General features: G+C 46.7%; 23 protein-coding genes and 2 pseudogenes. 5 read left to right on the forward strand and 20 right to left on the reverse strand.

Translation table 11 applies throughout. The annotated features are described in order from the left end of the window. Nucleotides 1–9 precede the first annotated feature (9 nt). Together CHRO_RS16005 and CHRO_RS16010 are read right to left on the reverse strand one after the other, a co-directional pair. Nucleotides 10–1,467, reverse strand: a complete 1,458-nt coding sequence (locus CHRO_RS16005; protein ID WP_051033352.1) for a sugar ABC transporter substrate-binding protein — start codon at nucleotides 1,465–1,467, stop codon at nucleotides 10–12. Between the two features lie 28 nt (nucleotides 1,468–1,495). Beyond that, a complete protein-coding gene (locus tag CHRO_RS16010) occupies nucleotides 1,496–2,941 on the reverse strand; it encodes an ABC transporter substrate-binding protein (RefSeq protein ID WP_041462504.1) in 1,446 nt (481 codons plus the stop codon). Between the two features lie 214 nt (nucleotides 2,942–3,155). Between CHRO_RS16010 and CHRO_RS16015 the strand changes: the two genes are divergently transcribed. Further along, entirely contained in the window at nucleotides 3,156–3,428 is a 273-nt protein-coding gene (locus CHRO_RS16015) for a hypothetical protein (RefSeq protein WP_015155277.1), read from the forward strand. Continuing rightward, nucleotides 3,425–3,802 (forward strand): annotated as a pseudogene (locus CHRO_RS34805) (clan AA aspartic protease). The gene CHRO_RS16015 and the pseudogene CHRO_RS34805 overlap by 4 nt, the downstream one beginning before the upstream one ends. 19 nt (nucleotides 3,803–3,821) lie before the next feature. On the opposite strand, the gene CHRO_RS16025 reads toward CHRO_RS34805, so the two are convergent. Further along, a complete protein-coding gene (locus CHRO_RS16025; protein ID WP_015155278.1) occupies nucleotides 3,822–5,387 on the reverse strand; it encodes an AAA-like domain-containing protein in 1,566 nt (521 codons plus the stop codon). 4 nt (nucleotides 5,388–5,391) lie between these two features. Further along, on the reverse strand, nucleotides 5,392–6,753 hold the full coding sequence (locus CHRO_RS16030) for an AAA-like domain-containing protein (RefSeq protein ID WP_015155279.1): 1,362 nt from the start codon (nucleotides 6,751–6,753) through the stop codon (nucleotides 5,392–5,394). A 401-nt stretch (nucleotides 6,754–7,154) separates the two neighbouring features. Here CHRO_RS16030 and CHRO_RS16035 point away from each other — a divergent pair, with 401 nt between their 5' ends. Then, entirely contained in the window at nucleotides 7,155–7,400 is a 246-nt protein-coding gene (locus CHRO_RS16035; RefSeq protein WP_015155280.1) for a hypothetical protein, read from the forward strand. Nucleotides 7,401–7,477: 77 nt separating this feature from the next. Here the strand turns inward: CHRO_RS16035 and CHRO_RS16040 are convergent, their stop codons facing one another. The 4 genes from CHRO_RS16040 to CHRO_RS16055 form a co-directional block, all read right to left on the reverse strand. Next, nucleotides 7,478–8,536: a Fe(3+) ABC transporter substrate-binding protein gene (locus CHRO_RS16040; RefSeq protein WP_051033242.1), complete on the reverse strand. Its 1,059-nt coding sequence runs from the start codon at nucleotides 8,534–8,536 to the stop codon at nucleotides 7,478–7,480. A 96-nt stretch (nucleotides 8,537–8,632) separates the two neighbouring features. Continuing rightward, nucleotides 8,633–9,301 carry a Fe2+-dependent dioxygenase gene (locus CHRO_RS16045; RefSeq protein ID WP_041463198.1) on the reverse strand — a complete coding sequence of 223 codons (669 nt, stop codon included), beginning with the start codon at nucleotides 9,299–9,301 and terminating at the stop codon, nucleotides 8,633–8,635. Nucleotides 9,302–9,484: 183 nt separating this feature from the next. Continuing rightward, on the reverse strand, nucleotides 9,485–10,438 hold the full coding sequence (locus CHRO_RS16050) for a histidine phosphatase family protein (RefSeq protein WP_015155283.1): 954 nt from the start codon (nucleotides 10,436–10,438) through the stop codon (nucleotides 9,485–9,487). Between the two features lie 183 nt (nucleotides 10,439–10,621). Beyond that, a complete protein-coding gene (locus tag CHRO_RS16055; protein WP_015155284.1) occupies nucleotides 10,622–12,295 on the reverse strand; it encodes an ABC transporter permease in 1,674 nt (557 codons plus the stop codon). Between the two features lie 134 nt (nucleotides 12,296–12,429). Here CHRO_RS16055 and CHRO_RS16060 point away from each other — a divergent pair, with 134 nt between their 5' ends. Then, a complete protein-coding gene (locus tag CHRO_RS16060) occupies nucleotides 12,430–13,476 on the forward strand; it encodes an ABC transporter ATP-binding protein (protein WP_015155285.1) in 1,047 nt (348 codons plus the stop codon). Between the two features lie 19 nt (nucleotides 13,477–13,495). On the opposite strand, the gene CHRO_RS16065 is transcribed toward CHRO_RS16060, so the two are convergent. Together CHRO_RS16065 and CHRO_RS16070 are read right to left on the reverse strand one after the other, a co-directional pair. Beyond that, entirely contained in the window at nucleotides 13,496–13,849 is a 354-nt protein-coding gene (locus CHRO_RS16065; protein ID WP_084739159.1) for an anthrone oxygenase family protein, read from the reverse strand. 84 nt (nucleotides 13,850–13,933) lie between these two features. Continuing rightward, nucleotides 13,934–14,560 carry a recombinase family protein gene (locus CHRO_RS16070; protein WP_015155286.1) on the reverse strand — a complete coding sequence of 209 codons (627 nt, stop codon included), beginning with the start codon at nucleotides 14,558–14,560 and terminating at the stop codon, nucleotides 13,934–13,936. Nucleotides 14,561–14,698: 138 nt separating this feature from the next. Here CHRO_RS16070 and CHRO_RS16075 point away from each other — a divergent pair, with 138 nt between their 5' ends. Continuing rightward, complete coding sequence (locus CHRO_RS16075) at nucleotides 14,699–17,653, forward strand: Tn3 family transposase (RefSeq protein WP_015155287.1); 2,955 nt, start codon at nucleotides 14,699–14,701, stop codon at nucleotides 17,651–17,653. Between the two features lie 79 nt (nucleotides 17,654–17,732). Here CHRO_RS16075 and CHRO_RS32380 read toward each other — a convergent pair. From CHRO_RS32380 to CHRO_RS16115, 10 genes and pseudogenes are all read right to left on the reverse strand, one after another. Further along, a pseudogene (locus tag CHRO_RS32380) lies at nucleotides 17,733–17,867 on the reverse strand (anthrone oxygenase family protein); the annotation flags it as partial. 65 nt (nucleotides 17,868–17,932) lie between these two features. After that, nucleotides 17,933–18,211 (reverse strand): hypothetical protein, encoded by a 279-nt coding sequence (locus CHRO_RS16080; protein WP_015155288.1) that lies wholly within the window; start codon nucleotides 18,209–18,211, stop codon nucleotides 17,933–17,935. A gap of 227 nt (nucleotides 18,212–18,438) precedes the next feature. Continuing rightward, complete coding sequence (locus CHRO_RS16085; protein ID WP_015155289.1) at nucleotides 18,439–19,470, reverse strand: glycosyltransferase family 2 protein; 1,032 nt, start codon at nucleotides 19,468–19,470, stop codon at nucleotides 18,439–18,441. A gap of 169 nt (nucleotides 19,471–19,639) precedes the next feature. Further along, complete coding sequence (locus CHRO_RS16090; protein WP_015155290.1) at nucleotides 19,640–20,557, reverse strand: FAD binding domain-containing protein; 918 nt, start codon at nucleotides 20,555–20,557, stop codon at nucleotides 19,640–19,642. Nucleotides 20,558–20,664: 107 nt separating this feature from the next. Next, entirely contained in the window at nucleotides 20,665–23,055 is a 2,391-nt protein-coding gene (locus tag CHRO_RS16095; protein WP_015155291.1) for a xanthine dehydrogenase family protein molybdopterin-binding subunit, read from the reverse strand. A 67-nt stretch (nucleotides 23,056–23,122) separates the two neighbouring features. After that, nucleotides 23,123–23,875 carry an SDR family oxidoreductase gene (locus tag CHRO_RS16100; protein WP_015155292.1) on the reverse strand — a complete coding sequence of 251 codons (753 nt, stop codon included), beginning with the start codon at nucleotides 23,873–23,875 and terminating at the stop codon, nucleotides 23,123–23,125. Between the two features lie 63 nt (nucleotides 23,876–23,938). Then, entirely contained in the window at nucleotides 23,939–24,073 is a 135-nt protein-coding gene (locus CHRO_RS34395; RefSeq protein WP_281168577.1) for a hypothetical protein, read from the reverse strand. Between the two features lie 192 nt (nucleotides 24,074–24,265). Continuing rightward, nucleotides 24,266–24,571, reverse strand: a complete 306-nt coding sequence (locus tag CHRO_RS16105) for an antibiotic biosynthesis monooxygenase family protein (RefSeq protein WP_015155293.1) — start codon at nucleotides 24,569–24,571, stop codon at nucleotides 24,266–24,268. A gap of 72 nt (nucleotides 24,572–24,643) precedes the next feature. Beyond that, the gene (locus CHRO_RS34400; protein ID WP_015155294.1) at nucleotides 24,644–24,931 is read right to left on the reverse strand and encodes an SDR family NAD(P)-dependent oxidoreductase; all 288 of its coding nucleotides are present in this window, start codon (nucleotides 24,929–24,931) and stop codon (nucleotides 24,644–24,646) included. A gap of 194 nt (nucleotides 24,932–25,125) precedes the next feature. After that, nucleotides 25,126–25,878 carry a type 1 glutamine amidotransferase domain-containing protein gene (locus tag CHRO_RS16115; protein ID WP_015155295.1) on the reverse strand — a complete coding sequence of 251 codons (753 nt, stop codon included), beginning with the start codon at nucleotides 25,876–25,878 and terminating at the stop codon, nucleotides 25,126–25,128. Nucleotide 25,879 lies beyond the last annotated feature (1 nt).

Genomic DNA, 25,879 nt, shown 5'->3' on the forward strand with positions numbered 1-25,879 from the left:
CCCTGCTCCCTATTCACTGTTTATTCGCTGCCACCGATCGAAAATTTGCTTCATCCGCGCGATCGCTTCATCCGCTGCTTGCTCTGGAGATATGCGGTCTACAACTATGCGATTGAGAGCTTTGCCCCAAAGATTCTCCGCCACAACTAAGGTGTAAGCGGGATTTTGGACGTGATAGAATGGGCGAGTTTGACCCTGGATCAGTTGCTTCATGGCAGTCGAGATATGGGGGTCTGTTGGATCTGTCCAGAAAGGGTCTTGCCAAACTTGTCGATTGACTGGCAAAAAACGTCCTCCCGCAGCTTTGAAATATTCTCCAGCTACCTCTGGTCGAATTAAATAAGCGAGAAAGTCCTTGGCTAATTTCTGGTGCTGGGACTGGTTAAATACAACAGCCTGCCTCAGTGTAACCAACAGACGCATTGGCTTACCACTAGGTTTATTGGGAAACTCGATCGTACCCAGATGATAACGGTAGACATTCGGATTTTGACGCACGGCAGCAGCAATCGAGAGCGTCAGATTGGGCGTTGTCAGCGCAATGCGGTTGAGCAAGCTACGATTGTTATCTGGATTTGACCAGTTAGTTGCATCTGGTGGTACGTAGCCCTGACGGTAAAATTTGGCATACCACTCTAGGCTTTTAATAATGCCTTGACGAACTTTGGGATCGTCTACGCGCAGTTGACCTTGAGAGTTGAGAATCTGGACATCGTAGGCTTCTAAAATTTGTTCAAAAAAGAAGTAGGTTTCCACAGCTCCCATCGAGAAAGGAAAGCCTAAGCCGTAAATCTGCCGCTTTTGCTTTGCCCGCAGATCGCGCTGTGCTTGCGACCAAAAATCCCAAAAGCCATCCCAATCTTTAGGAATATCCCGTTCGTGCCGACCTACTTGTTCTAGCAAGTCCCGCCAGTAGAAGATGTGGATAGTTGCCTGATAAATTGGCACGGCATAGTAACTTCGCTTTTTAGCTGTATTGTTATAAAAATTAACAGCTTGTAGTGCCGAATTGGGATAAAGCTGCTTCACTGGTGCGATCGCCTCTGAGATATCTGCTAATTTGCCCTCCCAAGCCAGACGCGGATTTAGCTCCTCCCCAGCACGATGACTCATTAAAATATCGGGTGGCTTGCCTGCCCTAATTGCCCTTTGCGCCTTCTGTAGTAGCTCGTCGGTGGGATAGAAAGACAGCTTGACTTTGTTGCCAGTTTGTTGTTCCCAGTGGCTCGCAGCTCGTTGCAGTGCTTCGTCTTCTTCCAAAGTAAAGCCTTTATCCCACCAAATATTTAACGCTTTACTCTCAATAGAGGAACTGCTAGCTGGAGATACACTGACTTTAGAGTTTTGTTCTTGAGAGTTTTGAGTGCAAGCAACAACTGTAAGGCTGAGAAATAATGCCAGAAATTTGTAGCGACAGCTCAATCTCAAGCGATCGCGACGTTTAAGTCGTAAGTCAGAACTGGTCACTGGTAACTGGTAACTGGTCACTGTTTACTCACTGCCATTGAGCAAAGATTTGTTTAATTTGGACGATCGCTTCATCTGCTGCTTGTTCGGGAGCAACGCCATTGACAACGACTTTATTCACAGCTTTACTCCAAACACTCTCCTTGAGAACTAGGCTATAGGCAGGGTTTTGGGCAGTAGCAATCAGGCGCGTTTGTTCCTGAATGACTGGCTTGGCAGCAGTGGAGATGTGAGGATCGCTCGTGTCTGTCCAATATGCGTCTTTCCAGACGAGTTTATGGACTGGCAAAAAACGCCCTCCCGCAGCTTTGAGAAAACTTCCGATGATCTCCGGTTGGATTAAATAAGCAAGAAAGTCCTTGGCTAACTTCTGGTTCTTGGAGTCGGCTAGGACAACCGCTTGCTTAACTAGAGCTAAATAACGCATTGGCTTGCCACTAGGTTTATTAGGATATCCGATTGTGCCGAGCTTATAGCGGTAAACGTCTGGTTGTTGGCGTACAGCGGCAGGAATCGAGAGGGAGTTGTTGGGAGTCATAACGATCAGGCGATTGAGCAAGCTGCGATTATTGTCTGGGTTCAGCCAGTTGATTGCCTCTGGTGGTACATAGCCCTGTTTGTAAAATTGAGTGTACCAATCTATACACTTGATAATGCCTTGGCGGACTTTGGGATCGTCAACCCGCAGCTGACCATGAGAATCTAGAATTTGAACGTCATAGGCTTCTAAAATTTGTTCAAAAATTTCATAGGTATCTACAACTCCAGCTGAGATCGGAAAGCCGATTCCATAAATCTTCCGATTGTGTTGGGTTTGCAGAGTATCCTGCATCTGTTGCCAAAACTTCCAGAAGCCATCCCAATCCTGGGGAATATCCTGCTCGCTCCGTCCTGCTAACTTGAGTAGATCGCGCCAGTAAAAAATATGAGGTATACCCTGATGAATGGGGATGGCGTAATAGCTGCGCTGTTTTTTAAGGTTGTTATAAAAATCAACACTGGCTAATACGGTATCGGGATAAAACTGCTTCACTGGTGCGATCGCATCGGAGACATCTGCTAATTTGCCTTCCCAAGCCAAACGCGGATTCAACACCCGATCGGCATTATCATTCATTAAAATATCGGGCGGACTTCCCGCCTGAATTGCCCTTTGAGCTTTTTGCGAGAGTTCGTCATTGTTATAGAAAGACAGCTTGACTTTGTTGCCAGTTTGTTGCTCCCAGCGGCTCACAAGTTGTTGCAGCGCTTCATCTTCTTCCAAGGTATAGCCTTTATCCCACCAGACTTTCAAGACTTGACTTTCATTTGAAGACTCGTTGACTGAGGATAAGTTTGTTTCAGTGCTGTTAGTGCAGGCAATGGCGATCGCCATGAGAGCGATCGTTATGAATGGGTATCGCCAGCGAAAGTTCGTGTGTCGCGATCGCCAAGTACGTACCCAATTAATAAGTTCTATAAAATTGTAAAACATCAAACTACAACTCAGCTAAAAAAATACCAAATGCTAAAAAAACAGGTCGAAATTTATAGTTTTTTTTGGTAAGAGAACTAAAAAAACTAGCAATAATAACTATTTACAACCAGACAGCTAATATTTGAGCGAATTTTTGTAACGCAATTTCGCGATCGCACAGATGGCGATCGCCCAGGTTAAAATGCAAAGGTAATATTGAAAGGTCAAGCCAATGGCAGTGCGACAACCCCGCTACAGCAAAGAAGAGTATGCTCGACGGGGCGATGAGATTTATGAATCTCAGGTGCGTCCTCAAGTCGAGGAAGGTAATTACGGCAAGATTGCAGCTATCGATATTGAAACCGGAGACTTTGAAGTTGATCCGAGTGAGATTGTAGCCTGCGATCGCCTCGAAGCCCGTCGTCCAGATGCTCAAATTTGGATTGTCCGCATTGGCTCTCGCTATGTCCGTCGATTTGGTGGGCGTAGCCGGAGAACTATGTGATTATTGGAGTAGTTAACAAGGAATTTGAACCGATTATCTCACTTTCAATTCGCCGCTTTGATGGCAAAGTCTTCACCCAAGATGCGATCGTAGACACAGGATTTAATGGTTGGCTTTCATTGCCTCCCGATTTAATTGCTGAGTTGAAATTGAGATGAAAGAGACGAGGACGAGCAATTCTTGGAGATGGCAGTGAGTGTGTATTCAACGTTTATGAAGCAGTCGTAATTTGGGATGGCACGCTGCTAACAATTCCAGTAGACGAAGCTGATTCAGAACCACTCGTTGGAATGTCGTTGATGGAAGGTTATCAGCTAACGATGCAGGTCTTTCAAGGCGGGCAGGTTGAACTTTGCAAGATTAGCAATGATTAAATTTTATCAGAATTTTTTCTCAGTTCATCGCCGATTGAAGCCCGACCGCACACCAACGGTATTGAAAGAAAGTTGCTAGCCCCAATCCTAAAGCGATCGCCAAGACCAAACATAAAGTGCCTAAAAATAACTTTTGGAATCTGGCAGCTTTTCGCTCTTGCAGCAATCGCGCTGCTATTTCTTGCGTCCGTTCTGCTTCCAATCGCGTCTCAACTTCTCGGCGATCGCATTCTTGGCTTGCGGCTAAAAACTGATAATCCAATTCGCTCAAGCTTTTACCCTGCGACCAAGCTTGAGCCTCAACTAAGGCTTGCCCGCGCAACAACCGCGAAGAGTCGCGCCTTTGTGAGATTAACCAAGCATCTAACGCCTGGGAGTAGGGTCGCAGTTTTGCTAATTGTTTTTCTACCCAAGTTTGATTAAATACTTCTCGATAGATGCGGTTCTTGACTTGCAATTGTCCTTGGTGCTTGACAACCAAACCCGATAACAACAACTCGATCTGCTCTTGAGAGTCATCTACGGGGATTTCAACTCCTTGTAAAATTTGCTGATAGATGCCCAGCAAAGCACTAGCACGCTGTTCGTTTCGCAGCAAGCGATCGCGGATTGTCTTCAAATGCTCTGGCTCGTCCTTCGCTTCCCAGTTTTCAATAATGTGGATTCTGACCAGCTTTTCTAAAATTAATGGTGGGAATTGGTAATAAAAGCGGATCAGATGATAATTAACGATCGGCAGATGGTAATCTAACTTGAAACGATCTCCGCCTTCTAGACTTGTAGGTTTTTGTAAGTCCTGACTCCCACTCATCCTTTCGTGAATGACAATTTGACAGAGCTTCTGAGTCAGAAATGGCTGTCCGTCCGTCCAAGCCAAGATCTCTTTAAGTACAGATATCGGATTGGCTACCTTATCCTCCAAGCCAGATGCTAGCGGCTGTACTTCTGATAGATCGAAGCCATGCAGATCGATAGATTTACCGATATTAAATGGAGTCCGATGGCGATCGGCAATCAAATCTGAAGGCGTTGCTACCCCAAATAGCGCCCAAGTGAGGCGGTTATATTCTGGATTCTCCGCTCGCTGGTTGTAACAAGCTCGAATCAAAGCAAAAAAATCTTCAGTTGGGAAATTAAGTCCCAGTACGCTATCAATTTCATCAACAAAAATAAAGATTTTCTCGTTGTTAATTTGGACTAACAAAATGTCTTCAATAAACTGGCTGAATCGCTGAAGGAGAGATAAATCTTCTCGTTCTTGCCACCAAGCTTTGAAATTGATTTTGCCAAAGAGATTGAAGCCTCTTAATAGATCGACCATCACACCCTTGTACCACTGAGCGGGAGTAATATTTTCGCTGCCGATCCGCGTCATGTCGATTGAGGCACAACTAAAACCTCTTTTTTCTAAGCGATGCCGAGTTCTTAGCCGCAGGCTAGACTTGCCCATTTGTCGGCAGCTAAAAACATAACAAAACTCGCCTCTGAGCAAAGCACGATCGAGTTCAGCGTCAGCCTGTCGCTCCACGTAGCTAGGAGCATCCATTTTGAGACTGCCACCAACTTGATATTCGTATGCGTTCATAGGCTTAGCCTAATTGCTCGCGGAAATACAATCGATACAACTCACAGCTTGGCGTTGCCAAATTTCCCTCCAGCTTGACTAGCCCCATACTTTCTAATTTATAGGCAGCGATCGCTTCTAATTGCACGGGTTCATTGGATGTTACGACTCGCTTGAATGCTGTCGCTAGTTCGGGATGCTCTTGGAGATTAGCCAGGTAACCCCGTAAGCGATCGCTATAGACTCCAGAAACTGTAGGAGCAGTTTGTAGGAGTTGGTTTAGACTCACCTCCTGGCGTGCCAAATGATAGAGCGCAATGCGGATCAGATAGGGATGTCCCCCCACCATTGCTAGCAAGAGAGCTAGATTTTTCACCCCCTCCTCGCTCTTACTCCAATCCAGACGATGACGTACTGCCAACTCCTGCGCTTGCGCCAAACTAAATTCTGGTAATTTAATTGGCAATCCCACGTTAAAAGGAGATTGATTGATATCTAAAGGAATATAAGCTTCCGTAGCATGAACTACCACCAGTCGGAGTTTTTTCCAGATTTCTAATTCCGAGGCATCTTCATACCAGGAGCGCAGCAGTGGCAGGAAATCGCTAGAGATTTCATGATACTCGAAAATTCGATTGACTTCATCCAAAGCCAAAACCATTGGAGAGTCAATCTCTGCCAGTAAAAATTCTTGGAAATATATCGAGCAGCTAACTTTACTGCCAATATCCTCATCCCAATAGTCATCCAGCCTCGGCTCTAAATTCAACTGACGACTAACATTCGCACACAACCAGCGTAAGAATTTATCTAAGGACGTGAAAATGCTATTGTCTGCCCGTTGCAAGCTTAACAGCACGGTGTGGAACCCCTGCTGTTTAGCATGAGCCAAAATTCTATGCATCAAGGATGTTTTTCCCATCTGCCTGGGAGCTTTAAGTCGCAGTAAGCTTCCAGGTTTGCTAATTTGGGTATAGGCAAGTTCTTCAATCGGCGGACGCTCAATGTAAAACAGAGAATCAAGCGGTACTGGTCCGTCAGGAAATTCCAAAAAGTCAGGCTTGGGGCTAATAGATGCACTTTGCACCTCTCTTCCTTTTTGTCCCTGAGATTCATGCATCGACTCGCGCCACTGACGCTCTAAGGCAGCGCGAAAGTTAGTTTTACTGACATTTTCTCCTAAAGCTTTGCTCAAGAGCTTCCAGAATTTGGGACCGACATCGCGTGTCAAGTAACTGACAGAATAACCCGCAGCCTCAGCCGTCTGCTCGTAGGTCTGACTTTGCCAAGCACCTATGAGAATAGCAGTTTCCACGTCACTCAGATGCCTACCCCACTGGGCAAACACAACTTTGTTGGTTATTTCAAGTGCTTGGTCAAAGTTCATACCAATACTACACTGACCCTGCTGCTTTACTTATATTCTGAGATTACCAGAAATGTTGAAATCCGTTGGTTAGTAGTTAATTGTCATGACAGGTCAAATTAACATACGTGTTGCAGCATAAGTCATGTATTCTTTTCGATCGACTTCCATTGGTGTTCGATCGCCCAAACCTTGGTGATGCCGATGGTGGTTGTAAAACTGCTTGAATTTCAGTAGCGACGTAAACGGGTCATTATCATGCGAAAAGCAATCCCTAACGCATTTGCAGAGGGATAAAGAAACTCGTAGTTGTCCTAGTTCTGGTAACACCGAGCAAACTAGCGGCGTGACATACTTGTCTATGTTGTTAGAAACTATATAACACTCAAGTTTTTAGACCGTACGCCATACACCAAAGGATCGTGGATAAATATATTCTTGTTGATTGCGGGTTTCACGATGAGCTAGAAGCATTAGCAACCTTGCGCCAATCATGTCGGATTGTATATCGTAATGCAGCTGGTGAATCAGTTGAAATTGAAGGTCTGATTGTGGATGTTTATGCTGCAAACCAAGCTGATTTTCTGAGGATGAATAATGGTATAGAAATTCGATTGGATAAACTTGTTTCGGTTAACGACAAGCAGATTTCTTTTTGTACAGATTGATTGATAGCGGTTTGCAATTGGTAAAACAGACGATCTGTAGGGACGCACAGCTGTGCGTCCCTACAAAGCTACCCGCGTTATTTCCACCCAGCTCGATCCATAATTTGTAGAGCTGTTGCACCATTGCGACCAAACACAGCCGCATTGAGCGAATCTTCCTTAAATTTTCCGTAGCTTGCCAAAATCGGATCGACTGCTACACCTGCTACGACTGGATATTCGTGATTACTTTTGGCAAAAATTTCCTGAGCGCGAGAACTTGCCAGAAATTCGAGGAATTTAATTGCGTTTTCTTTATTGGGAGAGGTCTTGACCAATCCACCACCGCTAATATTGACGTGAGTGCCGCGACCCTTTTGGTTGGGGAAAAACACGCCAATTTTTTCAGCAACGGCGCGATCGGCAGGTTTATCGGAAGCTGCAATTCGTGCTAGGTAATAGGTATTGCAAATTGCTAAGCTCCCCACCCCAGCAGCGCAGGCTTGAATTTGTCCGACATCGTTGCCTTGAGCTGGACGAGCAAAGTTTGCTACTAGCCCCCGTACCCAAGCTTCCGTTTTGGACTCACCATTAGCCGCTAAAATCGAACCTACTAAGGATTGGTTGTAAACATTATTGGATGGTCGTACTAAAATTTGACCGCGCCATTTTGGGTTTGTCAAGTCTTCGTATGTGGACAGCTCTGCTGGTTTTACCTTAGTTTTGTCATACATAATCACCCGCGCCCGCTTCGAGAAGCCAAACCACAGACCATCGGGATGACGCAGGTTTTTGGGAATAGCCTTGGTCAAGAGCGCCGATTTGACAGGTTGAAACAGCCCTGCTTGTTCTGCCCGCCACAAACGCCCTGCATCAACCGTCACCAAAACATCTGCTGGACTATTGGCTCCCTCACTTCTAATCCGCTCGATCAGCGGATCGGCTTCGCCTTCAATTAGGTTCACCTGAATTCCCGTGGCATCTGCAAAAGCTTGATAGATTTCACTATCTGCATCGTAATGACGTGCTGAATAGAGATTGACTACTCGATTACCACCTGTTTGGGCTGACACTCCCAGCCCCCACGTCCCGATTGTCACAGTTGCCGCAGCACCAGCACTAGCACCCAAAAAGGTGCGACGAGTCATCTTGCTCATAAATCCTTCTAGCTTACGTTCTCGCGATCGCAATTTTGATTTAATAATAATAATGTCATTAATAGGTACAGACTTTTAAAAATTTTTTGCATTAGCTCAAAACTCCGTCCACTGGCGCAAAAGATTGGCATGGCTTTTAGAAATTAAATCGAATACGGGCGTTTTGCCGGAGGCTTCAAACAGCGTTTGACGTGCCGTATCGAGATCGAACAAAATTTCTCGCTGCTGAGGATCGCGTACCAAACTTTGAATCCAAGTTACTGCTGCTAGGCGCACGCCTTGAGTCACGGCTTCCACGCGGTGCAACGTTGATGAAGGATAAACGATCGCCGACCCCGCCGGCAACTTAAATGCTACCTCTCCCTGGGTACTCTCTATTATCAGTTCTCCCCCTTCGTAAGTGGTGGGGTCACTGAGAAATATTGTCATTGATACGTCCGATCGCATTAAAGGATCGTACATCAGCGCATTATCAATATGAGTGCCGTAAGACATGCCGATATCGTAGCGACTGATAGTTACCGGACGAACGATATAGGGACGCACCGCCATTTGGAATAAGGCGTGCCGCTGTAAAGCTGCATCGATGATATCTCGCACGATCGCCAGTGCTGGCGATCCCTGGGGGAGTTGGGTATTGTGTTTGACCTGGCGGGCGTGCCAGCCAGCTGTAGCTTTACCGTCCACGAACTCAGCCATCTCCAGTTTGGCGATCGTCGTTTCTAGCTCTGTAGGGTTAAGAATATTGCCAATACACAGAATCATGGCGATCGCAATGCTGTAAGAAGGAGTGAGGAGTGAGGAATTAGGGAAAGGATAAGGGAGATCGGGGGAGCAATTCAAAATTTCCCAACTCTCGACCCCTGCTCCCTGATAATTGTCAACCACCAACCAAATTACCAATTACCAATTACCAATTGCCCTGATAACTGATAACTGATAACTGACTTATTGTGCCATTTTTGCCCATTCTTCAGGCAACATATTAGCAACAATCTCAAACTTCCCCTTGCCATCTGGCTTCACAATGTATGCGACACCTTGAGGCTCTGGATAAATTCCTGTTGCTGCATCAAACACGTCGTCGTGACCCACAACTACCGTATTGGTTCCGTCAGCAGGCGTAGTCGTGAGGAATGGCATCACCGCAGTCCGCATCTGGGCTTTCTGGGCTTCGGTGTAATCTTCAGCAGGTGGAAAATTTAAGGCTGCTCTCTTTTCAGTGCGACCAAACGCAATATCTGCTGTCTGCCACGCACGGCAATACTCGCTAGAGTAAACTTGACCTACAGGAATCTTCAACGCTTCAAAGGCTTGACCGATGGTTCGCGACTGCTGCCAGCCAACTTCACTTAGCATCCGCTGAGTCGAACAATCTCCCATTTTTGCAGACACTTGGTCGGCATAATCCTTTTCAGTTTGGGCATGTCGGAAGTAAATGACATATCCACCATTCTGCAAGGCATTTAACAGTTGCTTACCACTGAGCTTATCTTTGAATGATGTTCCTGCTTCGCCGCCTTCACCACCTTCACCACCCTGGCTAGGGGTAGTAGCAGGAGGCTTGGCAGGGGTACTACCTTCACCACCCTGTCTGGGAGTAAAAGTAGTGGGGGGCTTGGCAGGACTACCACCTTCACCGCCTTCGCCACCTTCACCGCCTTCACCACCCTGGCTAGGGGTAGTTGTAGAAGGCTTGGCAGGGGTACTACCTTCGCCACCTTCGCCACCTTCGCCACCTTCGCCACCTTGGGCTATCTGCATTACTGAAGCGCGATCGGGTATTTCGATCGCCCTTTCCGCAGCTGCTTCTACGGCACGATCGGTTGCCGCGATCGCTACCGCGCCTGAAAGAACGTAAGCACCCACACCTACCCAGATTTTTACCTTACCTAAGTTCATAACTCACTAACCACATTAATTAACTAAGACCAGGGAACTACGTGCTACTCGAAAATCGATTCAGCACTATTTAGTCAAGACACGATCTGGCGTTTAACAAAACGCCTTTTCGAGCGCAGATAGTCTGCTAATGATAAGTTTTTGCATTAGAGAGGAATATACCACGATCTCGTGTCAAAAGAACTACCTGTAGTCAATTTCCTCCGGTCTAGTACGGGTAATCTGCCGACTTAAAGCAATCACAGGAATAATCCCAACAGCAACAATTGCCAAGGCGGGTGCAGCTGCCTCTGCCAAACGCTCATCTGCTGCCAGCCGATAGACCTCTACTGCCAGCGTATCAAAGTTAAACGGACGAACGATCAGCGTCGCAGGCAATTCTTTCATCACATCGACAAACACTAAAATTGCTGCCGTGAGTAAGCCACCACTCATCAACGGTGCGTGAATCTGCACCAGAGTGCGAGTTGTGCCACAGCCGAGCGATCGCGCCGCGTCATCCAGGTTGGGTTTAATGCGGCTGAGGCTGGATTCAACCGTGTTATACGACACCGCCAAGAATCGCACCAAATAGGCAAATACCAGCGTTATAATTGTGCCGCTGAGCAACAAGCCAGTCGAAATCCCGAAAGTCGATCGCATCCCAGCATCTACCGCATTATCGATCGCCCCAATGGGAAACAGCACGCCCACGGCAATCACCGCGCCAGGAATTGCATAGCCCACCGTTGCCATTCTGACTGCTACCTGCATACCCCAATTGGCGCTCAGCCGCAGACCGTAAGCTAGGATGGGTGACACGAAGACTGCCACTATTGCCGTTACTGCCGCTAGGATTAAACTATGGCGAGATAGCTCCCAAAAGCGTTGGCTAAAGTTGTGGGTAATATCGCTAGTTGCCATGTACAGCAAGCGTCCGGCAGGAATCAAAAAACCCAGCACGATCGGCAGTCCACAAACGATGACAGCGGCGATCGCCCGCCATCCCCGCAACCTAAACGCAGACAATCGCTGATAGCGTCCCGTGTGGTGATAGCGCGTTTGCTGCCGAGACCAGCGCTCCAGTCCAATTAATAGCAGCACAAATACCAATAACAACGCCGACAGCTGTGAAGCAGCAATTCGATCGCCCATGCCAAACCAGGTGCGGTAAATCCCAACGCTAAACGTATTCACAGCAAAATATTGCACCGTTCCAAAATCATTTAGCGTTTCCATCAGCACCAGCGATACCCCTGCGACAATCGCTGGTCGAGCTAACGGTAATGCGACTCGCATGAAACTGCGCCAAGGATTGCATCCCAACAACCGACTTGCTTCTAGCGTACAAACTGACTGCTCTAAAAATGCCACTCGGCTGAGCAAGTAAACGTAGGGATACAGCACGAGACTGATAATGGCGATCGCTCCACCTAGCGATCGAACGGTGGGAAACCAGTAGTCATTCACGCTCGTCCAGCCAAACATGTCTCGCAGCGCCAACTGCACCGGACCGTAAAACTCCAACATTTCTGTATATACATACGCCAGTACGTAAGCTGGAGCAGCTAATGGTAGCAGTAGCGCCCATTCTAATAGCCGCTGTCCGGGAAATCGGCACATTGTCACCAACCACGCTGTCCCCACGCCAATCACCACCGTACACAGCCCAACCCCCAGCATTAACCACAGAGAACTACTGATGTAGTCTGGCAGCACTGTGGCTAGGAGATGGTTCCATACCGTGCCGGAGTTTGTCAAGACACTACTGAGTACCACTCCAATCGGAGCGAGAATCAGCAGGGCGATCGCTATAACTAAGAACGTCCAGCCATTCCAGGAACGTTTGAAAAGACGGCGAGAGTCAAGCGTAGGCATAGGGACACAATGAAGCAAAAAGATAATCAGAAACAATTTGTCCAGCAAGATGAAATTCCTGATGAGAATATATTGCAGGACTCCATTACACTATAAAGGCAAGTCTAAGTTTATATACTGGCTTTTCTGGTTTCATGCCCTCTCCTCTTCTCTGTCTGCATCAGGTCACTCGACAATTTTCCCGCCGGACTCAACCCGCCGTCTGTGAGGTTTCCCTGTCGTTGCCAGCAGGCGATTTACTAGCGTTGCTCGGTCCTTCTGGTTGTGGCAAAACTACGCTCCTGCGGTTAATTGCTGGATTTGAACAGCCCCAGAACGGCACGATTGACATTGCCCAGAGGCGGGTATCGGGCAACGGGCATTGGTTGCCCCCAGAACAGCGAAATGTGGGGATGGTGTTTCAAGACTACGCCTTGTTCCCGCATCTCACGGTGAGTCAAAATATTGCGTTTGGCTTAGATCGCTCCTCCAAAACTGCCAAGCAGGTGAAAGATGCACTCGCCTTAGTCAATCTGACTGGCATGGAAAACCGCTATCCTCACCAACTCTCTGGCGGACAACAGCAGCGTGTTGCTCTCGCTCGTGCCATTGCTCCGCGTCCAGCGCTGATTCTGCTCGACGAACCGCTGAGCAATTTAGATGCACAAGTGCGATTGCGGTTGCGGCACGAGTTGCGCGCGATCCTCAAAGCTGCGGGTGTATCAGCGATACTGGTCACGCACGATCGCGAAGAAGCGCTATCAATCGCCGATCGGATTGCAGTCATGTGTAATGGTTATCTGGAGCAAATTGATACGCCAGAGTACCTATATCAGCAACCAGCATCGCGGTTTGTTGCTGAGTTTGTCACCCAAGCCAATTTAATTCCAGCTCAGCGTCAAGGTGACGTGTGGCAGACAGAAATCGGCACTATCCCTATTACCCTAACTGGCAATTGCGATCGGCGGGATGCCGTCGATCTGATGGTGCGCCAAGAAGAGATCGTTCTCACCCCCGTTCCTACCAGTCAAATTTTAATTCGCGATCGCCAGTTCCTCGGACGCGAATATCGCTACGTCCTCCATACACCTAGCGGTCGTGAGATTGTGGCGCGGACTCCCACAAACACTTATTTAGCGGTTAACACTCCAGTGCAGCTAGAGATCGCCACCCAAAAGTTACAGCTTTATCCTAAAACCTAATGCGATCCACAGCCCGATATTACATTGTGCGATCGCACAGCGCGAGCGTAAATAATGCTGCTGCTGCCAGTGCCGCGATCGTCCGAATGTGGTTCCAAAGCGTCCAATCGCTCAGGTATTTATTCCATAGATTTGCACCTTCAGAACTGTCTGGTTGAACGAGCGCTAGTGCATCGTTCAACGGTACGTTGAAGGCGATCGTAACTAGAAAAGTGCCGACAAGGTAGAGCAGACTACCAACAAGCAGGTAGGCAGCACCAGTTTGATGCCAATTGAATAACGCAGCAATAGCCAGAAATATGCAAACTGCACCTGTTCCGAGGAATGCGGTCATAAACCACAGATTGATGACCGTAATGTTGATGGATTGCATGGCAGCAATTCGGGGTAAAAGTAGCGAAGAGAGAATTTGCCGCCATGCTTTGGCTGAAACGATTAGTGGATAAGGATTTCAGATTTATTTCTCCGAGGATGATTTCTTTGGTGACTGTCTGTGGCGTTTGACAATATCATTGACAGTTGTCTTGCTGAGGTTGAGTTTGTCGGCAATTTTGCGGTAAGAATACCCGTCATTAACCATCTGCAAAACTTTGGGTGCCAACTTATCTGCTTTCACACGTTGTCCTGGTTGCCTGCCAAACTTTTGACCTCGCGCTTTAGCCGCCGCTACCCCCGAACGCACCCTTTCTCGCAGCAAATCTCGTTCAAATTCAGCCAAAGATGCCATAAGATGGGCGATTAACCTGCCTTGTGGTGTATTCAGATCGAATTGCAATCCGGTTTGAGCAATTAAGGAAATATGCCAACTATGGAGTGACTGCAACGTCTCAATCAGGTCAATGGTGCTACGTCCCCACCGGGTCATCTCTGTCACCAAAATCGCATCAATGCTATGACTTTGCGCTAACGCCATAATCTTTTGTCGCTCACAGCGGTTGTGTTTAATTCCAGAGGCTGTTTCCTTCCAAACACCAACCACCTCAAAGCCACAAACAGCAGCATACTCTAATAAGTCCCGTTCTTGCCGCGTACAGGACTGGTCAGTTGTAGAAACCCGACAATAAATGGCAACTCTTTGTACCAATTAAACCCTCTGAATTTTTTCGGTCTCAAACCTGTACTGCGCCGTTCAAATTTAGTGTACCAAATAACTTACACTTTAGCTGATACGATAATTAGATAAACTTTTGTTTCATATGGCTAGAGTGAGGAGCGGTAAGAATTGAAACGTCAATGGGATGCAGAAGAACTGGTAGAAAATTTTACCCTCCTGCCATCCGAAATGGCACTGCTGTTCAACAAAAGTGAGGAAAATCGCCTAGGCTTTGCTGTGCTACTGAAATTCTTCCAGATGGAAGCAAAATTCCCCCGCACCAAACAGGAAGTTCCCAAACAGATTGTTTCTTACATTGCGAGACTTCTCTCCGTTTCGCCAAAACAATATGCTGAATACTCGTTTAATGGACGCACTATTGAACGTCATCGTGCTGAAATCCGGGAGTTCTTTGGTTTTCGAGAATTTAACCCACAAGACAAAAAAGAACTGATTGTTTGGTTGTGTGAATTTGTTTTAGCATACGACCGTCAAGTCTCCTCATTAGAAGCAGCAGTGTATCAACGTTTACGGGAGTTCAAGTTAGAACCACCAATACCCGAAGCAGTGGAACGGCTGATTCGGTCTGCGAGCGTCACTACAGAAAAAGAATTCTGTGCTGGCATCTTCAAGCAAATTGAATCAGGAACGCTGACCAAAATGGATGCCCTTCTCAATACTCAAGATGCTCTAGATGATGACCAGAGCCAATTTAAACAGTCGGTCTTCAATTTCCTCAAAACAGACCCCAGTCGTACCAGTCTCAAGAGTATCTTCAAAGAAGTCTCCAAACTTGAATGTATCCGGGATTTGGGACTACCAACCAAACTGTTTGCTCATGTTCCCCCCAAAATTATTACTCACTACCGTCGGCGGGCAAGTGCAGAGACACCCCGCGAACTGCGTCGTCATCCGGCGAAAATTCGCTACACATTGGTTGCCGCTTTCTGTTGGCAACGCAACCAGGAGATTACCGACAGTTTGGTGGAGTTGCTCATTCAAATTATCCACCGCATTTATGTTAATGCCGAACGGCGGGTGGATCAACAACTCATTGAGGAATTTAAACGGGTGGATGGTAAGCCACGCTTGTTATTTGAAATTGCTCAAGCTTCACTCGAACGTCCTGAAGAACCTGTTAAGGATGTTGTTTACCCAGTAGTTGGCCCGAAAACACTACAAGCAGTAGTCAAAGAATATAAATCTAACAGTCCTACATATGAGGAAAAAGTTTACACAGTGATGCGTTCATCATATCTGCATCACTATCGGCGCATGGTTCCTCAACTGCTATCCACACTGGAGTTTCGCTCTAACAACGATATGCACCGCCCAGTAATTTCTGCTTTGTCATTGCTTAGAAGATACCAAGACAGCAATCAGCGATACTATGCAATCGGTGAGGAATTGTTCATCAATGGTGTTCTCTCCAAGGAGCAACGCCACCTGATTTTAGAAGAGGACAAGGATGGGCAGGAACGGGTAAATCGAGTCAATTATGAAATATGCGTGCTACAGGCACTACGAGATAAGCTGCGCTCGAAGGAAATTTGGGTAGTTGGGGCTAAACGCTACTGTAACCCAGAAGAAGACTTGCCCCAAGACTTTGAAGTACATCGAGAAACCTACTACAAGGCTTTAGGACAACCATTAGACGCGCTCACTTTTATCAGCCAACTCCAACAGGAAATGACCCAGGCTTTAACAATGCTGGATAGAGCAATGCCAAGCAATACTAAAGTCAAGATTCAAAAGAAGAAAAATGGCTGGATTAGCGTTGCTCCTCTAGAAGCACAGCCAGAACCACTCAATATCTTGCAACTTAAGCGTGAGATAGAAAGACGCTGGCCCCTTACCAGTTTGCTGGATATGTTGAAAGAAGCTGACTTGCGGATTGGTTTTACTAATCATTTCAAGAATACGGGTGTGCGCTCTAACCTAGACCGAGAAACCCTACAACGACGACTATTGTTATGTTTGTATGGATTGGGTAGCAATACCGGACTCAAGCGTATGTGTGGGGGAATTAATAGTGACTTAGAGTACGACCTGCGTTATGTCAAAAAGCACTACATTCACCGAGAACACTTGCGTAATGCTATTGCAGAAGTTGTAAATGCTGCTTTTAATGTTCGTAAGGTAGCAATTTGGGGAGAAGGTACAACAGCGTGTGCTAGTGATTCCAAAAAGTTTGGCTCGTGGGATCAAAATTTGATGACAGAATGGCACATCCGCTACGGAGGTCGGGGGGTGATGATCTATTGGCACGTTGAGAAAAAATCTGCCTGCATCTACTCTCAACTTAAGACTTGTTCCTCCAGTGAGGTGGCAGCAATGATTGAAGGCCTCTTACGTCATTGCACTGATATGAAGGTAAAGAAAAACTATGTAGACACTCACGGTCAAAATGAAATTGCCTTTGGCTTCTGCCGTTTACTGGGCTTTGAGTTGATGCCTCGGATCAAGCGCATCGGCTCCCAAAAGTTATATCTACCAAGTGCTGGGCAAAAACAAGATTTTCCTAACTTGCAACTTGTACTTACTAAAGCAATTGATTGGGAACTGATCGCAACTCAGTATGACCAGATGATTAAATACACTACTGCTTTACGTTTGGGAACGGCGGAAGCAGACACGATTTTGAAACGTTTTAGCCGTTCTTCTCCTCAACATCCGACACAAAAAGCACTTTCTGAGCTAGGGAGAGCGGTTAAAACCATCTTTCTCTGTCACTACCTCAACTCTGAAGCATTACGGCGTGAGATTAATGAAGGGCTGAATGTGGTGGAAAACTGGAATAGTGCTAATGGTTTTATTTTTTATGGCAAAAACAGTGAAATTGCTAGCAACCGCCTGGATGAACAAGAATTATCGGTTTTGTGCTTGCACCTGCTGCAAATCAGCCTTGTTTACATCAATACCCTGATGATTCAAAGGGTTTTGGCAGAAGCTAATTGGATGAAGCAGATGAGAAAAGAAGATTTCCGGGCGTTATCACCGTTGATTTGGGTACATGTTAACCCTTACGGCACTTTTCGACTGGATATGAACGAGCGATTACAAATTGATGCTGTGCTTCCTTGAGTTTTTTTCTGAAACCTAATCTGGGTAAGTTTTTCAGCCGTTGCGTGGCGGCAAATTAGCTCTTCGCTACTTTTACCCCAATTCCCTGTGCAGACGGAATTCGAGCCAGAGCAAGCATTACGAAAGTCGAGAAGGCGAAGAAAACTCCTGCTACCAGTCCAGAACCGAGTGCTGCAAACAGCTTCAATGCAAACAACAAGTCAATTCTCAACATGAATGGCGGAATGCGAGCATGAAGGCGATCGATGTAAGTATTACAGTTTTGGCATGGTGAACCCGTTACGACCAGGAAAGTCTAGAGGCGATCGCGCCTATTAGCACGATCAATCCTAACGCCCGCCGGAAGTAGTTAACACCTTGGAACAGTTCCAGCCACGCCCAAGTGAACAAGGAGCCAAAGGCGAGTGCGTCTAGCCCTGTGTGGATGTTGCCAGTCGTGGGAATCAAATTGAGTAAAGTTGCTGCTAGCCAGACCAGAATCGGCAGATTGGGCTTTTGAGCAATAACAATCTCGCCCTGGCTGTCCCGAAAAGTACGGTTGAACAAAGTGTCTTCCATATCGGTGAAATGTAGGTATGATTAATGAAGTGTACTGTAGGCACTGGCTCACCGCTCATCCACCAAAAGATTAGTGTTTTCGAGAAAAATACTCAAAGAATCTAAATAGTCAAAAATCTCTGGTTTGTTGAATGAAGTGATACAACGAGCGATCGCTTCACTCGTCGATCATCTAAGATAATTGCTTCATTAGCGTAGGAAATGTTTATTTCAGAACTCCCACAATGTTAGATGGGTGTGGTAGCAGTCGAATGTTCTTCTGCATCTGCGATTATTTTGACTCGTTGCAGATCGCGGAGCAACCGAAAACGTCGAATGCTTAGAAAGAGTGGATTTGCATGATAATATGCCCGCAAGTAGATTTCAATCTTTTCTATTACGGAAGTATTAGACAAGTATTCCTCGAACGAGGACTTATACCCTGGCTCAATGCCACCTGTTTGCCAATATATACCCAGACCAATGCCAAAAATCTTATTGGCAAAATTGATCGTAACTGGAAATTTATTTCGCATCCAGTAAGCAGTTAAAGTTAAAATTCTGGCTTCAACTTGTTTCTTATTACCATGAAAAAAATCTAAGGTAAAAGCATTATTCTCATGCACCTTCTGAATAGCTAAGTCCTCATTTAGAAAGTATCCAGACGACAATGCTAAAGCTGTAAATTTGATGTAATGATCTCCTAAGGAGATCTTTTGAGCAACTGGCATTGGTAAGAGTTGTTGAAGTAGCGATCGTTGAAAACAAAGTCCTGATGTTGCAGGAACAAAATATGGTAATTTTCCTTGCCGTACCTGTTGTCTAAAGTCTACTTTGTGGCTAGAAATGCCATCAGGATCGCTTCTTATAACCGTATTTTTACTGTAATCAAGCAACTTGAGAGGGTGATAACACCAACCAATATCTGAATTTAGTTGAAAAATTTCTAGAATTTTTTCTACCTTCGTTCGGTCAAAAGCATCATCGGAGTCTAAAATGCAAATAATTTCACCTTTGCTAGCAAGAAATCCTACATTAAAAGCAGAAGCTTGTCCGCCATTTTCTTTGAAAATTGAAATAATTCGATCGCCGTATCCAGAAATTACATTAGGAGAATTATCAGTAGAACCATCATCAACTACAATTACCTCAACGTTAGAATAAGTTTGGTTAAGGGCGCTGTCAATCGCCTCTCCTAAAAACTGACCGTAATTATAGTTATTAATAAGAATACTAACTAACGGATTTGGTACAAAACTACTGAATTTCGTTTCCAACATTACCTCCTAAACATAATGATATCAATGTATTCCCAGCACATAAGTTGCAGGCACTAGTTTATAGACATTTTCCTACAGCTACTTTAGTTTCTCTGCTTACAGATGCAAATGGGTTTAGAGATGATAAAGTAATAGTGAAAAGACTGCGATCGCATTTCCCGGTTGCAAATCAAATATAACTGCGAATCTCGACACGTTCGGTAGCGCGAGTGAGCGATCGAGCAGTAAGCACACCCATGAGGTGAGTGCGATACTCTGCCGAGACGTAGTTGTTAGAAAGGCTATTCAGTTCTTTGCTAGCTTCCTGGCTGATAGACACGCTTTCTGTCGCCAGATTAGCCGCAGCCGCAATGTTTTTTGTTGTCGGTGCTTTGCCCTCCAGTGCTGCCTCGACCTGACGCAGACGGATAGCACGAGCATGAGCGCCAGTAACAGCCACACGGCATTTACTCACAATACCGCTGGACGATCGCCTAATCGAGGTCGCAATGCCACAAATGGTATAGCCACTGGCTGGGTGCTGGAACTTTTCGTAGGCACTATTAGTTCCGGTAACATAGGGTGGCAGATCGATCGAAGTGACGATTTCACCAGGCTCCAGCCCCATATTGAAAGAGGCGTTGATGAACTCTTCAGCCGGAATCGCACGATGACTGCTTGGACTAATCGTGTTGAACGTTGCTTCTAGAACCAAAGCAGCGGCAGGTAGATCGCAGGCTAAGTCATGATAGGCAAAGATGTCACCGATTCTGCCCCAATTGCGGATCTGAGCATCTCCAATGCTCAACGCTGCTTCAGCCAGAGCGCGATAGTTTTCCTTGACCTTGAGAGCATTAGCGGTTTGGGCATAGGTAGTCATGACACCAATTTGGACGACACCGTTCGGATCGCGATTGAGTCCAATCCCTTGCAAACCTTGAATTTTCCCTAAATCTACTAGTAGTAAGGGGGAAACTCGACCTAGCTTCATTTCTCTCAGTAAGCTGTGACCCCCGGCAAGAATCTCTGTTCCTTCGTTCTCTTTTAGCAGATTTACCGCAGCTTCCAGAGTTTCAGGTGCAGCGTAGTCAAATTCAACTGGAATCATGTGACTTTATCCATTATCAGTTGTTCTGCGTTAGTAGAAAAAATCAAGTGGGAGTAGAGGAGCATTCTGTCCGTAACCCACAACTAACGATCTCGCGATCGCCCTACTCAAGAGTCATTATTCCTGGGAGTTTCACGCATCACCCGCCAAACTTTTTCCGGCGTTACAGGCATATCGATGTGAGTGACCCCCAAGTCGGAAAGAGCGTTACAAACAGCGTTGACGATCGCCGGAGGTACAGCCGTAATGCTGACATCACCTGCACCTTTCGCTCCCAGCGGGTTATGAGGAGTAGGCGTGACAGTGCGATCGAGTTCAAACTTTGGTAACTGCGAAGCTTTAGCGATCGCGTATGTCGTAAATTCGTCCGTCAGAATTCGTCCGTCCCGATCGTATACAGCCTCTTCAAACAGGGCTTGACTGATCCCAAAATGGATATTACCGTGTGTTTGACCATCTACAATCATCGGGTTTCCCACATTCCCGAAGTCATCTACCGCTACATAACGAACGACTTCAACCTGACCAGTTTGTTCGTCAATTTCGACTAAGGCAATGTGAGTGCCGAAAGGATAATTAAAATCTGGTGGATCGAAGTAGGCGATCGCTTCCAAACCAGGCTCCATACCCGCTGGTAAATCCCAAGCGTACCAAAGCGCCAGCGCAATCTCCTTTAAAGTTTTGAACTGCTCGGGCGCACCTTTAACATAAAATTTACCTCGATCGGCTACCACCTCTGACTCTGCCACTTTGAAGATATGTGCTGCCATTTGACGTGCTTTCTCGTCGATCTTTTGGGTAGCTTTATACACTGTCGCTCCTTCCACGCTGAAGGAGCGCGAACCATAGCTTCCTTGTGCATAGATAGTACCCTTAGTATCGGAGTGCAGCACTTCAATTTGCTCTAAGTCAACACCAAGCTCCTCAGCGATAATTTGAGAAAAAGATGTCACTTGTCCCTGACCGTGAGGTTGTGCGCCAGTAATAAGAGTGATATCACCCGTTGGGTGAACGCGGATATGCGCGCTTCCCCAGGTACTCCCATTCAAACCTATATCTCTAGCCATTAGGGGACAGGGACCAACACCTGCGATCGCTACATATGAACCAATTCCGACCCCAAGGCGTTTACCGCGCGTTCTAGCTTCCGCCTTCCGTTGTGCGACGTTGTTGTAATCGATCGTCGCCAGAGCTTTATCGAGCGCTACCTCATAGTTACCAGAGTCATAAGTCCAGCCCAGACCGTTTTTATAGGGAAACCGATCGGCAGCAACCATATTTTTACGGCGTACTTCAGCAGGATCTATACCAATACGCTGTGCGAAGAGATCGACCATACGCTCGATGAGGAATATTGCCTCAGCACGACCAGCACCCCGAGCCGGACCATTGGGAACGAGGTTCGTGAACGTACAGTAGACTTCATAGAAGGGATGCGCGATCGCATAGACTCCCGTAATGCTGCAACCTGTGAGGATCGCGGGAGCGCCTGGACCATTCGTAGCTGGGTAAGCTCCTAAATTAGCGTAGTTAGTGCAATGAAGGGCAGTAATCTGACCGTCTGTCGTCCCAGCTATAGTTACGTACTGGATTTGATCGCGAGCTTGCACTGTAGAGCGGGCTAAGCCTCGGCGCGTGTCGACCCACTTGACAGGCTGACCTAGCTCCTTAGATAAAAAAAGTACAAGAGCCGTATCTGGGTAAAGATAACCCTTAGAACCAAATCCACCGCCAATATGGGGAGCGATGACACGCAGCTTGTTGTAGGGAATACCCATCACGAGTTGAGAGAGCAGAAAGCGGTTACCATGAGGAATTTGGGTATTCGTCCACAGGGTGTACTCCTCAGTCTCAGGGTTGTAATCGCCGATGGAAGCGCGGAGTTCTACGGGGTTATGGATCGCTCGTTGGTAGCGAATTCTTTGCTTGACAACCACCTCAGCGTTGGCGATCGCCTGCTCCGTCGCCTGTTTATTCCCGTGAGAGATGTACTGGTTGAGATTGTTGGGTACTGTGTCGTGTAGTTGAGGTGCATCGGGCTGAAGTGCTTCTTCTGCATTAACGACCGCCGACAGCGGCTCGTATTTCACCGCGATCGCTGGTAGGGCATCATAGGCTTGCTGACGGGTTAAGGCTACCACCACTGCCACAAATTCGCCAATGTAACGAACCCTATCTGTAGCCAGAACAGTTTGGGCTCCGGGTAGTCCGTAGGGGTAGGAGGGAAAACGAGATTCTGCGCCACCAGGATTCATGATGCACGGTAGGGGCAGAATGGAACTAGTATCAGCTCCAGTAATCACCCGTACAACTCCAGGCATTCGCTCTGCGGCACTGGTATCTATACTTTGGATCAGTGCATGACCGCGATCGCTGTGCAAAATTGCCATGTGTAGCATATTAGGCAGCGTGATGTCGGCTGTAAACTTGGCTTCCCCTCGCAAAAGTTCTGGATCTTCGCGTCGCTTAACTGATGTCCCTAAGATTTTGTTAGCCATGCTGCTCCTCTTTGACGATCGTACTTAATTTGTTGCCGAGATCGCGCTTGCTTCTATCTCGCTCACCTTACTGGACGCTATATCCCCCATCGATCAGCATATTATGTCCGGTGACGAAGGAAGCTGCTTTTGAACACAACCACACCACAGCTTCCGCTACCTCCTCTGGTTCGCCAACACGTCCTACAGGATGCGCCGCTGCAAGTTGAGAAACTATATCTTCAGTGGCGCTATTCAACATATCGGTATTGATGGAACCGGGACTCACGACATTGATACGGATACCAGATTTGGCATACTCTATCGCTGCCGATCGCGTTAAAGCAAGGATTCCGCCTTTAGTCGCAGCGTAAGCGGCATAGCCCGCAAAAGCAACAATACTTGCAGCAGAAGCCAAGTTCACAATCGCGCCACTCTTCTGTTTGAGCATCGCTGGAATTTCGTACTTGAGACAAAGCCACGTTCCTTTGAGGTTTACGTTGATATGACGATCCCATTCATCTTCTGACACATCGGTGAGTAGACTGGATGCCGAGATAACACCAGCGCTGTTGCAAGCGCAGTCTAAACGACCGTAAGTATCCATAGTTTTGTTAACCAGCGCCTCTACTTCAGAAGCCTTTGACACATCAGTTTTGATGAAAAGGGCTTCACCTCCTGCCTCTTGTATGCGACGCACGGTCTCCTGTCCCTCGGCATCGCGACGGCTGGCAGCCACGACTTTCGCTCCAGCGCGTGCAAACGCAAGTGCTGTTGCCTGACCAATACCTGATGAAGCCCCAGTAACAAGCGCGACTTTTCCAGACAATCGATCTGTCATGCTTTTTGCTCCTTCTTGTCAGTTAAATTGCTGCATTCAGCTCTAATGATTCTTGCGATTGGGTTAGGGAGTCGATGTCGTATCTTCTGGTGTAAGCTGAGAAATCGAACCCAACGCGCGATCGCCCCGAGTCACCACATGGGGTTTAGCACGGAGGAAGCCTATATGGATAAAACTAGGTTTTTTAAAAAAAGGCACTAAGATTGTGGAGATCCAGCGCCACTGCTAACTCTAGCAGTAACTGTGCGGATCTCCTCTTAAAAAGCTACAGGAGATCCGCAGTCGATCCCCCAACCCCTGCAAACTCCGGGGCTTTATGCCTCCCTTTTTAAGGGAGGTTAGGAGGGATCGTCGAGATCGGAAACTTCAAGTGCGTAACTCCTGAGACCTCTATTTTTTCAGGAAAATAGGTGTCTGTTTGTAATGCTGCATTTCATCAACTGACTTAATGTAAGGAGATACCAATTGAAAAAACTTTGGGAAATACGGACTATTCCGAAAACCCTGCATATGACCTTCAATGGAATCCCAATCAATACGAAGAATGTAACGATTTGGTTCCTCTACACAATGAGCCAGCTGATAGCCCAGACAGTTAGGAGATTCTGCTAAATATTGCTGCGCCTGTTCGTAAGCAGATTCAAAAGCACTTTCTTGACCGGCAGGAATGTTGTACCTAATGATTTCAATTACCATGAGGCTTTCTCCATAGATGAATTCAACTTGTACGAAAAAGAGCGTAGCGCGTTAGAAATGTAAGTTATTAACTCAATTGACAGTACTTGTACCCCCACCGTCCACTCGGAGGTTCGCACTGTTGATGAAATCTGCAAGGGGGCTTGCTACATAAGCAACAAGATTTGCGATGTCTTCAACTCGTGCCAAACGACCGACTTGGTTGTACCAAACCTGAGCTACTCGATTCGCCTGTTCTTCCTTTCGACCGTGTATGACAACGATCGCGCCTTCCCGAGCCAGCACCTTCGCAATGCCCTCACCAATACCGCTACTACTACCGGTAATCAGCGCCCGCTTGTCACGTAGCTGTAAATCCATAAACTTGACTCACAAAAAGTATTGTTTGTCGTTTGACTGTCTTACATTAAAGACTGCTCCTCCTAAAAAATGCAACTTTAATTTAATTTGGGGAATTTTGGCAAGTAACTATACTGCCTATACAGATGTTCTCGCGATCGCACTTGCCAAACTCTTTTACCCCCAATCCCGATTATTTTCAGGTGTGCCAACTTCTAGGCTGGAACTTTAACTTTGTTTAATTTCTTAGCAAAGGCTTTAGCTACCGCATCAGAGGAATAAGGATTCTGTCCCGTGACAAGGTTGCGGTCTTCTACTACGTGCGAACCCCAGATAACATTAGCTTTCTCGTAAATACCACCCAACCGCTCTATCTCAAACTGTAGTATGAAGGGTAGCATCCCTGCTATTGGTGTCACTAGTTCTTCTTCGTGGGAGAAGCAGGTCATGCGGTAGCCCTCAAACGGCCAGCGACCTTCGGGGGTTCTCAGCGCTAAAATTCCGCTTCCTCCGTGGCAAACAGCTGCTATTGGCTTGTCCAACTCGATCGCCCAACGGAAGAGTTGTGTCATCGCATCTGATTTCGGCATATCCTGCATCGCACCATGACCTCCACTCAGGAAAATACCATCGTAGGCAGCGACTTGTGCTTTAGTAAAGTCATCCAAATTCAGGGGTTTTTTGAGATCGGATGATGCCTCAATAAACTTGATAAACTCTCTGGCTTGCTCGGAGTCATTGACCTGCGATCCTGCTGGTCTGACGTATGGCATGAAGTTCGGATCGATGCTGGTTTTATCCACGCTTGGCGTAAGACCACCTATGGTTGCTACATCAACTTCATATCCCTCTTGTTTAAAGATCTGATAAGGGAGGACAAACTCCTCAGCCCAAAATCCCGAAGCATGTTTCTCTCCAGTTGATAGGGTGAGAGTAGCTGAGTTGGTCATTAGTATGAGAATCTTCATG

Origin of the sequence: Chroococcidiopsis thermalis PCC 7203 (assembly GCF_000317125.1) — a bacterium.
GTDB lineage: Bacteria > Cyanobacteriota > Cyanobacteriia > Cyanobacteriales > Chroococcidiopsidaceae > Chroococcidiopsis > Chroococcidiopsis thermalis.

Excerpts from the sequence above, each read along its gene's own strand:
- CHRO_RS16010 (WP_041462504.1), bottom strand. The coding sequence starts at position 2,941 with ATGTTTTACAATTTTATAGAACTTATTAATTGGGTACGTACTTGGCGA.
- CHRO_RS16015 (WP_015155277.1), top strand. The coding sequence starts at position 3,156 with ATGGCAGTGCGACAACCCCGCTACAGCAAAGAAGAGTATGCTCGACGG.
- CHRO_RS16025 (WP_015155278.1), bottom strand. The coding sequence starts at position 5,387 with ATGAACGCATACGAATATCAAGTTGGTGGCAGTCTCAAAATGGATGCT.
- CHRO_RS16030 (WP_015155279.1), bottom strand. The coding sequence starts at position 6,753 with ATGAACTTTGACCAAGCACTTGAAATAACCAACAAAGTTGTGTTTGCC.
- CHRO_RS16040 (WP_051033242.1), bottom strand. The coding sequence starts at position 8,536 with ATGAGCAAGATGACTCGTCGCACCTTTTTGGGTGCTAGTGCTGGTGCT.
- CHRO_RS16045 (WP_041463198.1), bottom strand. The coding sequence starts at position 9,301 with ATGATTCTGTGTATTGGCAATATTCTTAACCCTACAGAGCTAGAAACG.
- CHRO_RS16050 (WP_015155283.1), bottom strand. The coding sequence starts at position 10,438 with ATGAACTTAGGTAAGGTAAAAATCTGGGTAGGTGTGGGTGCTTACGTT.
- CHRO_RS16055 (WP_015155284.1), bottom strand. The coding sequence starts at position 12,295 with ATGCCTACGCTTGACTCTCGCCGTCTTTTCAAACGTTCCTGGAATGGC.
- CHRO_RS16060 (WP_015155285.1), top strand. The coding sequence starts at position 12,430 with ATGCCCTCTCCTCTTCTCTGTCTGCATCAGGTCACTCGACAATTTTCC.
- CHRO_RS16065 (WP_084739159.1), bottom strand. The coding sequence starts at position 13,849 with ATGCAATCCATCAACATTACGGTCATCAATCTGTGGTTTATGACCGCA.
- CHRO_RS16080 (WP_015155288.1), bottom strand. The coding sequence starts at position 18,211 with ATGGAAGACACTTTGTTCAACCGTACTTTTCGGGACAGCCAGGGCGAG.
- CHRO_RS16085 (WP_015155289.1), bottom strand. The coding sequence starts at position 19,470 with ATGTTGGAAACGAAATTCAGTAGTTTTGTACCAAATCCGTTAGTTAGT.
- CHRO_RS16090 (WP_015155290.1), bottom strand. The coding sequence starts at position 20,557 with ATGATTCCAGTTGAATTTGACTACGCTGCACCTGAAACTCTGGAAGCT.
- CHRO_RS16095 (WP_015155291.1), bottom strand. The coding sequence starts at position 23,055 with ATGGCTAACAAAATCTTAGGGACATCAGTTAAGCGACGCGAAGATCCA.
- CHRO_RS16100 (WP_015155292.1), bottom strand. The coding sequence starts at position 23,875 with ATGACAGATCGATTGTCTGGAAAAGTCGCGCTTGTTACTGGGGCTTCA.
- CHRO_RS16105 (WP_015155293.1), bottom strand. The coding sequence starts at position 24,571 with ATGGTAATTGAAATCATTAGGTACAACATTCCTGCCGGTCAAGAAAGT.
- CHRO_RS34400 (WP_015155294.1), bottom strand. The coding sequence starts at position 24,931 with ATGGATTTACAGCTACGTGACAAGCGGGCGCTGATTACCGGTAGTAGT.
- CHRO_RS16115 (WP_015155295.1), bottom strand. The coding sequence starts at position 25,878 with ATGAAGATTCTCATACTAATGACCAACTCAGCTACTCTCACCCTATCA.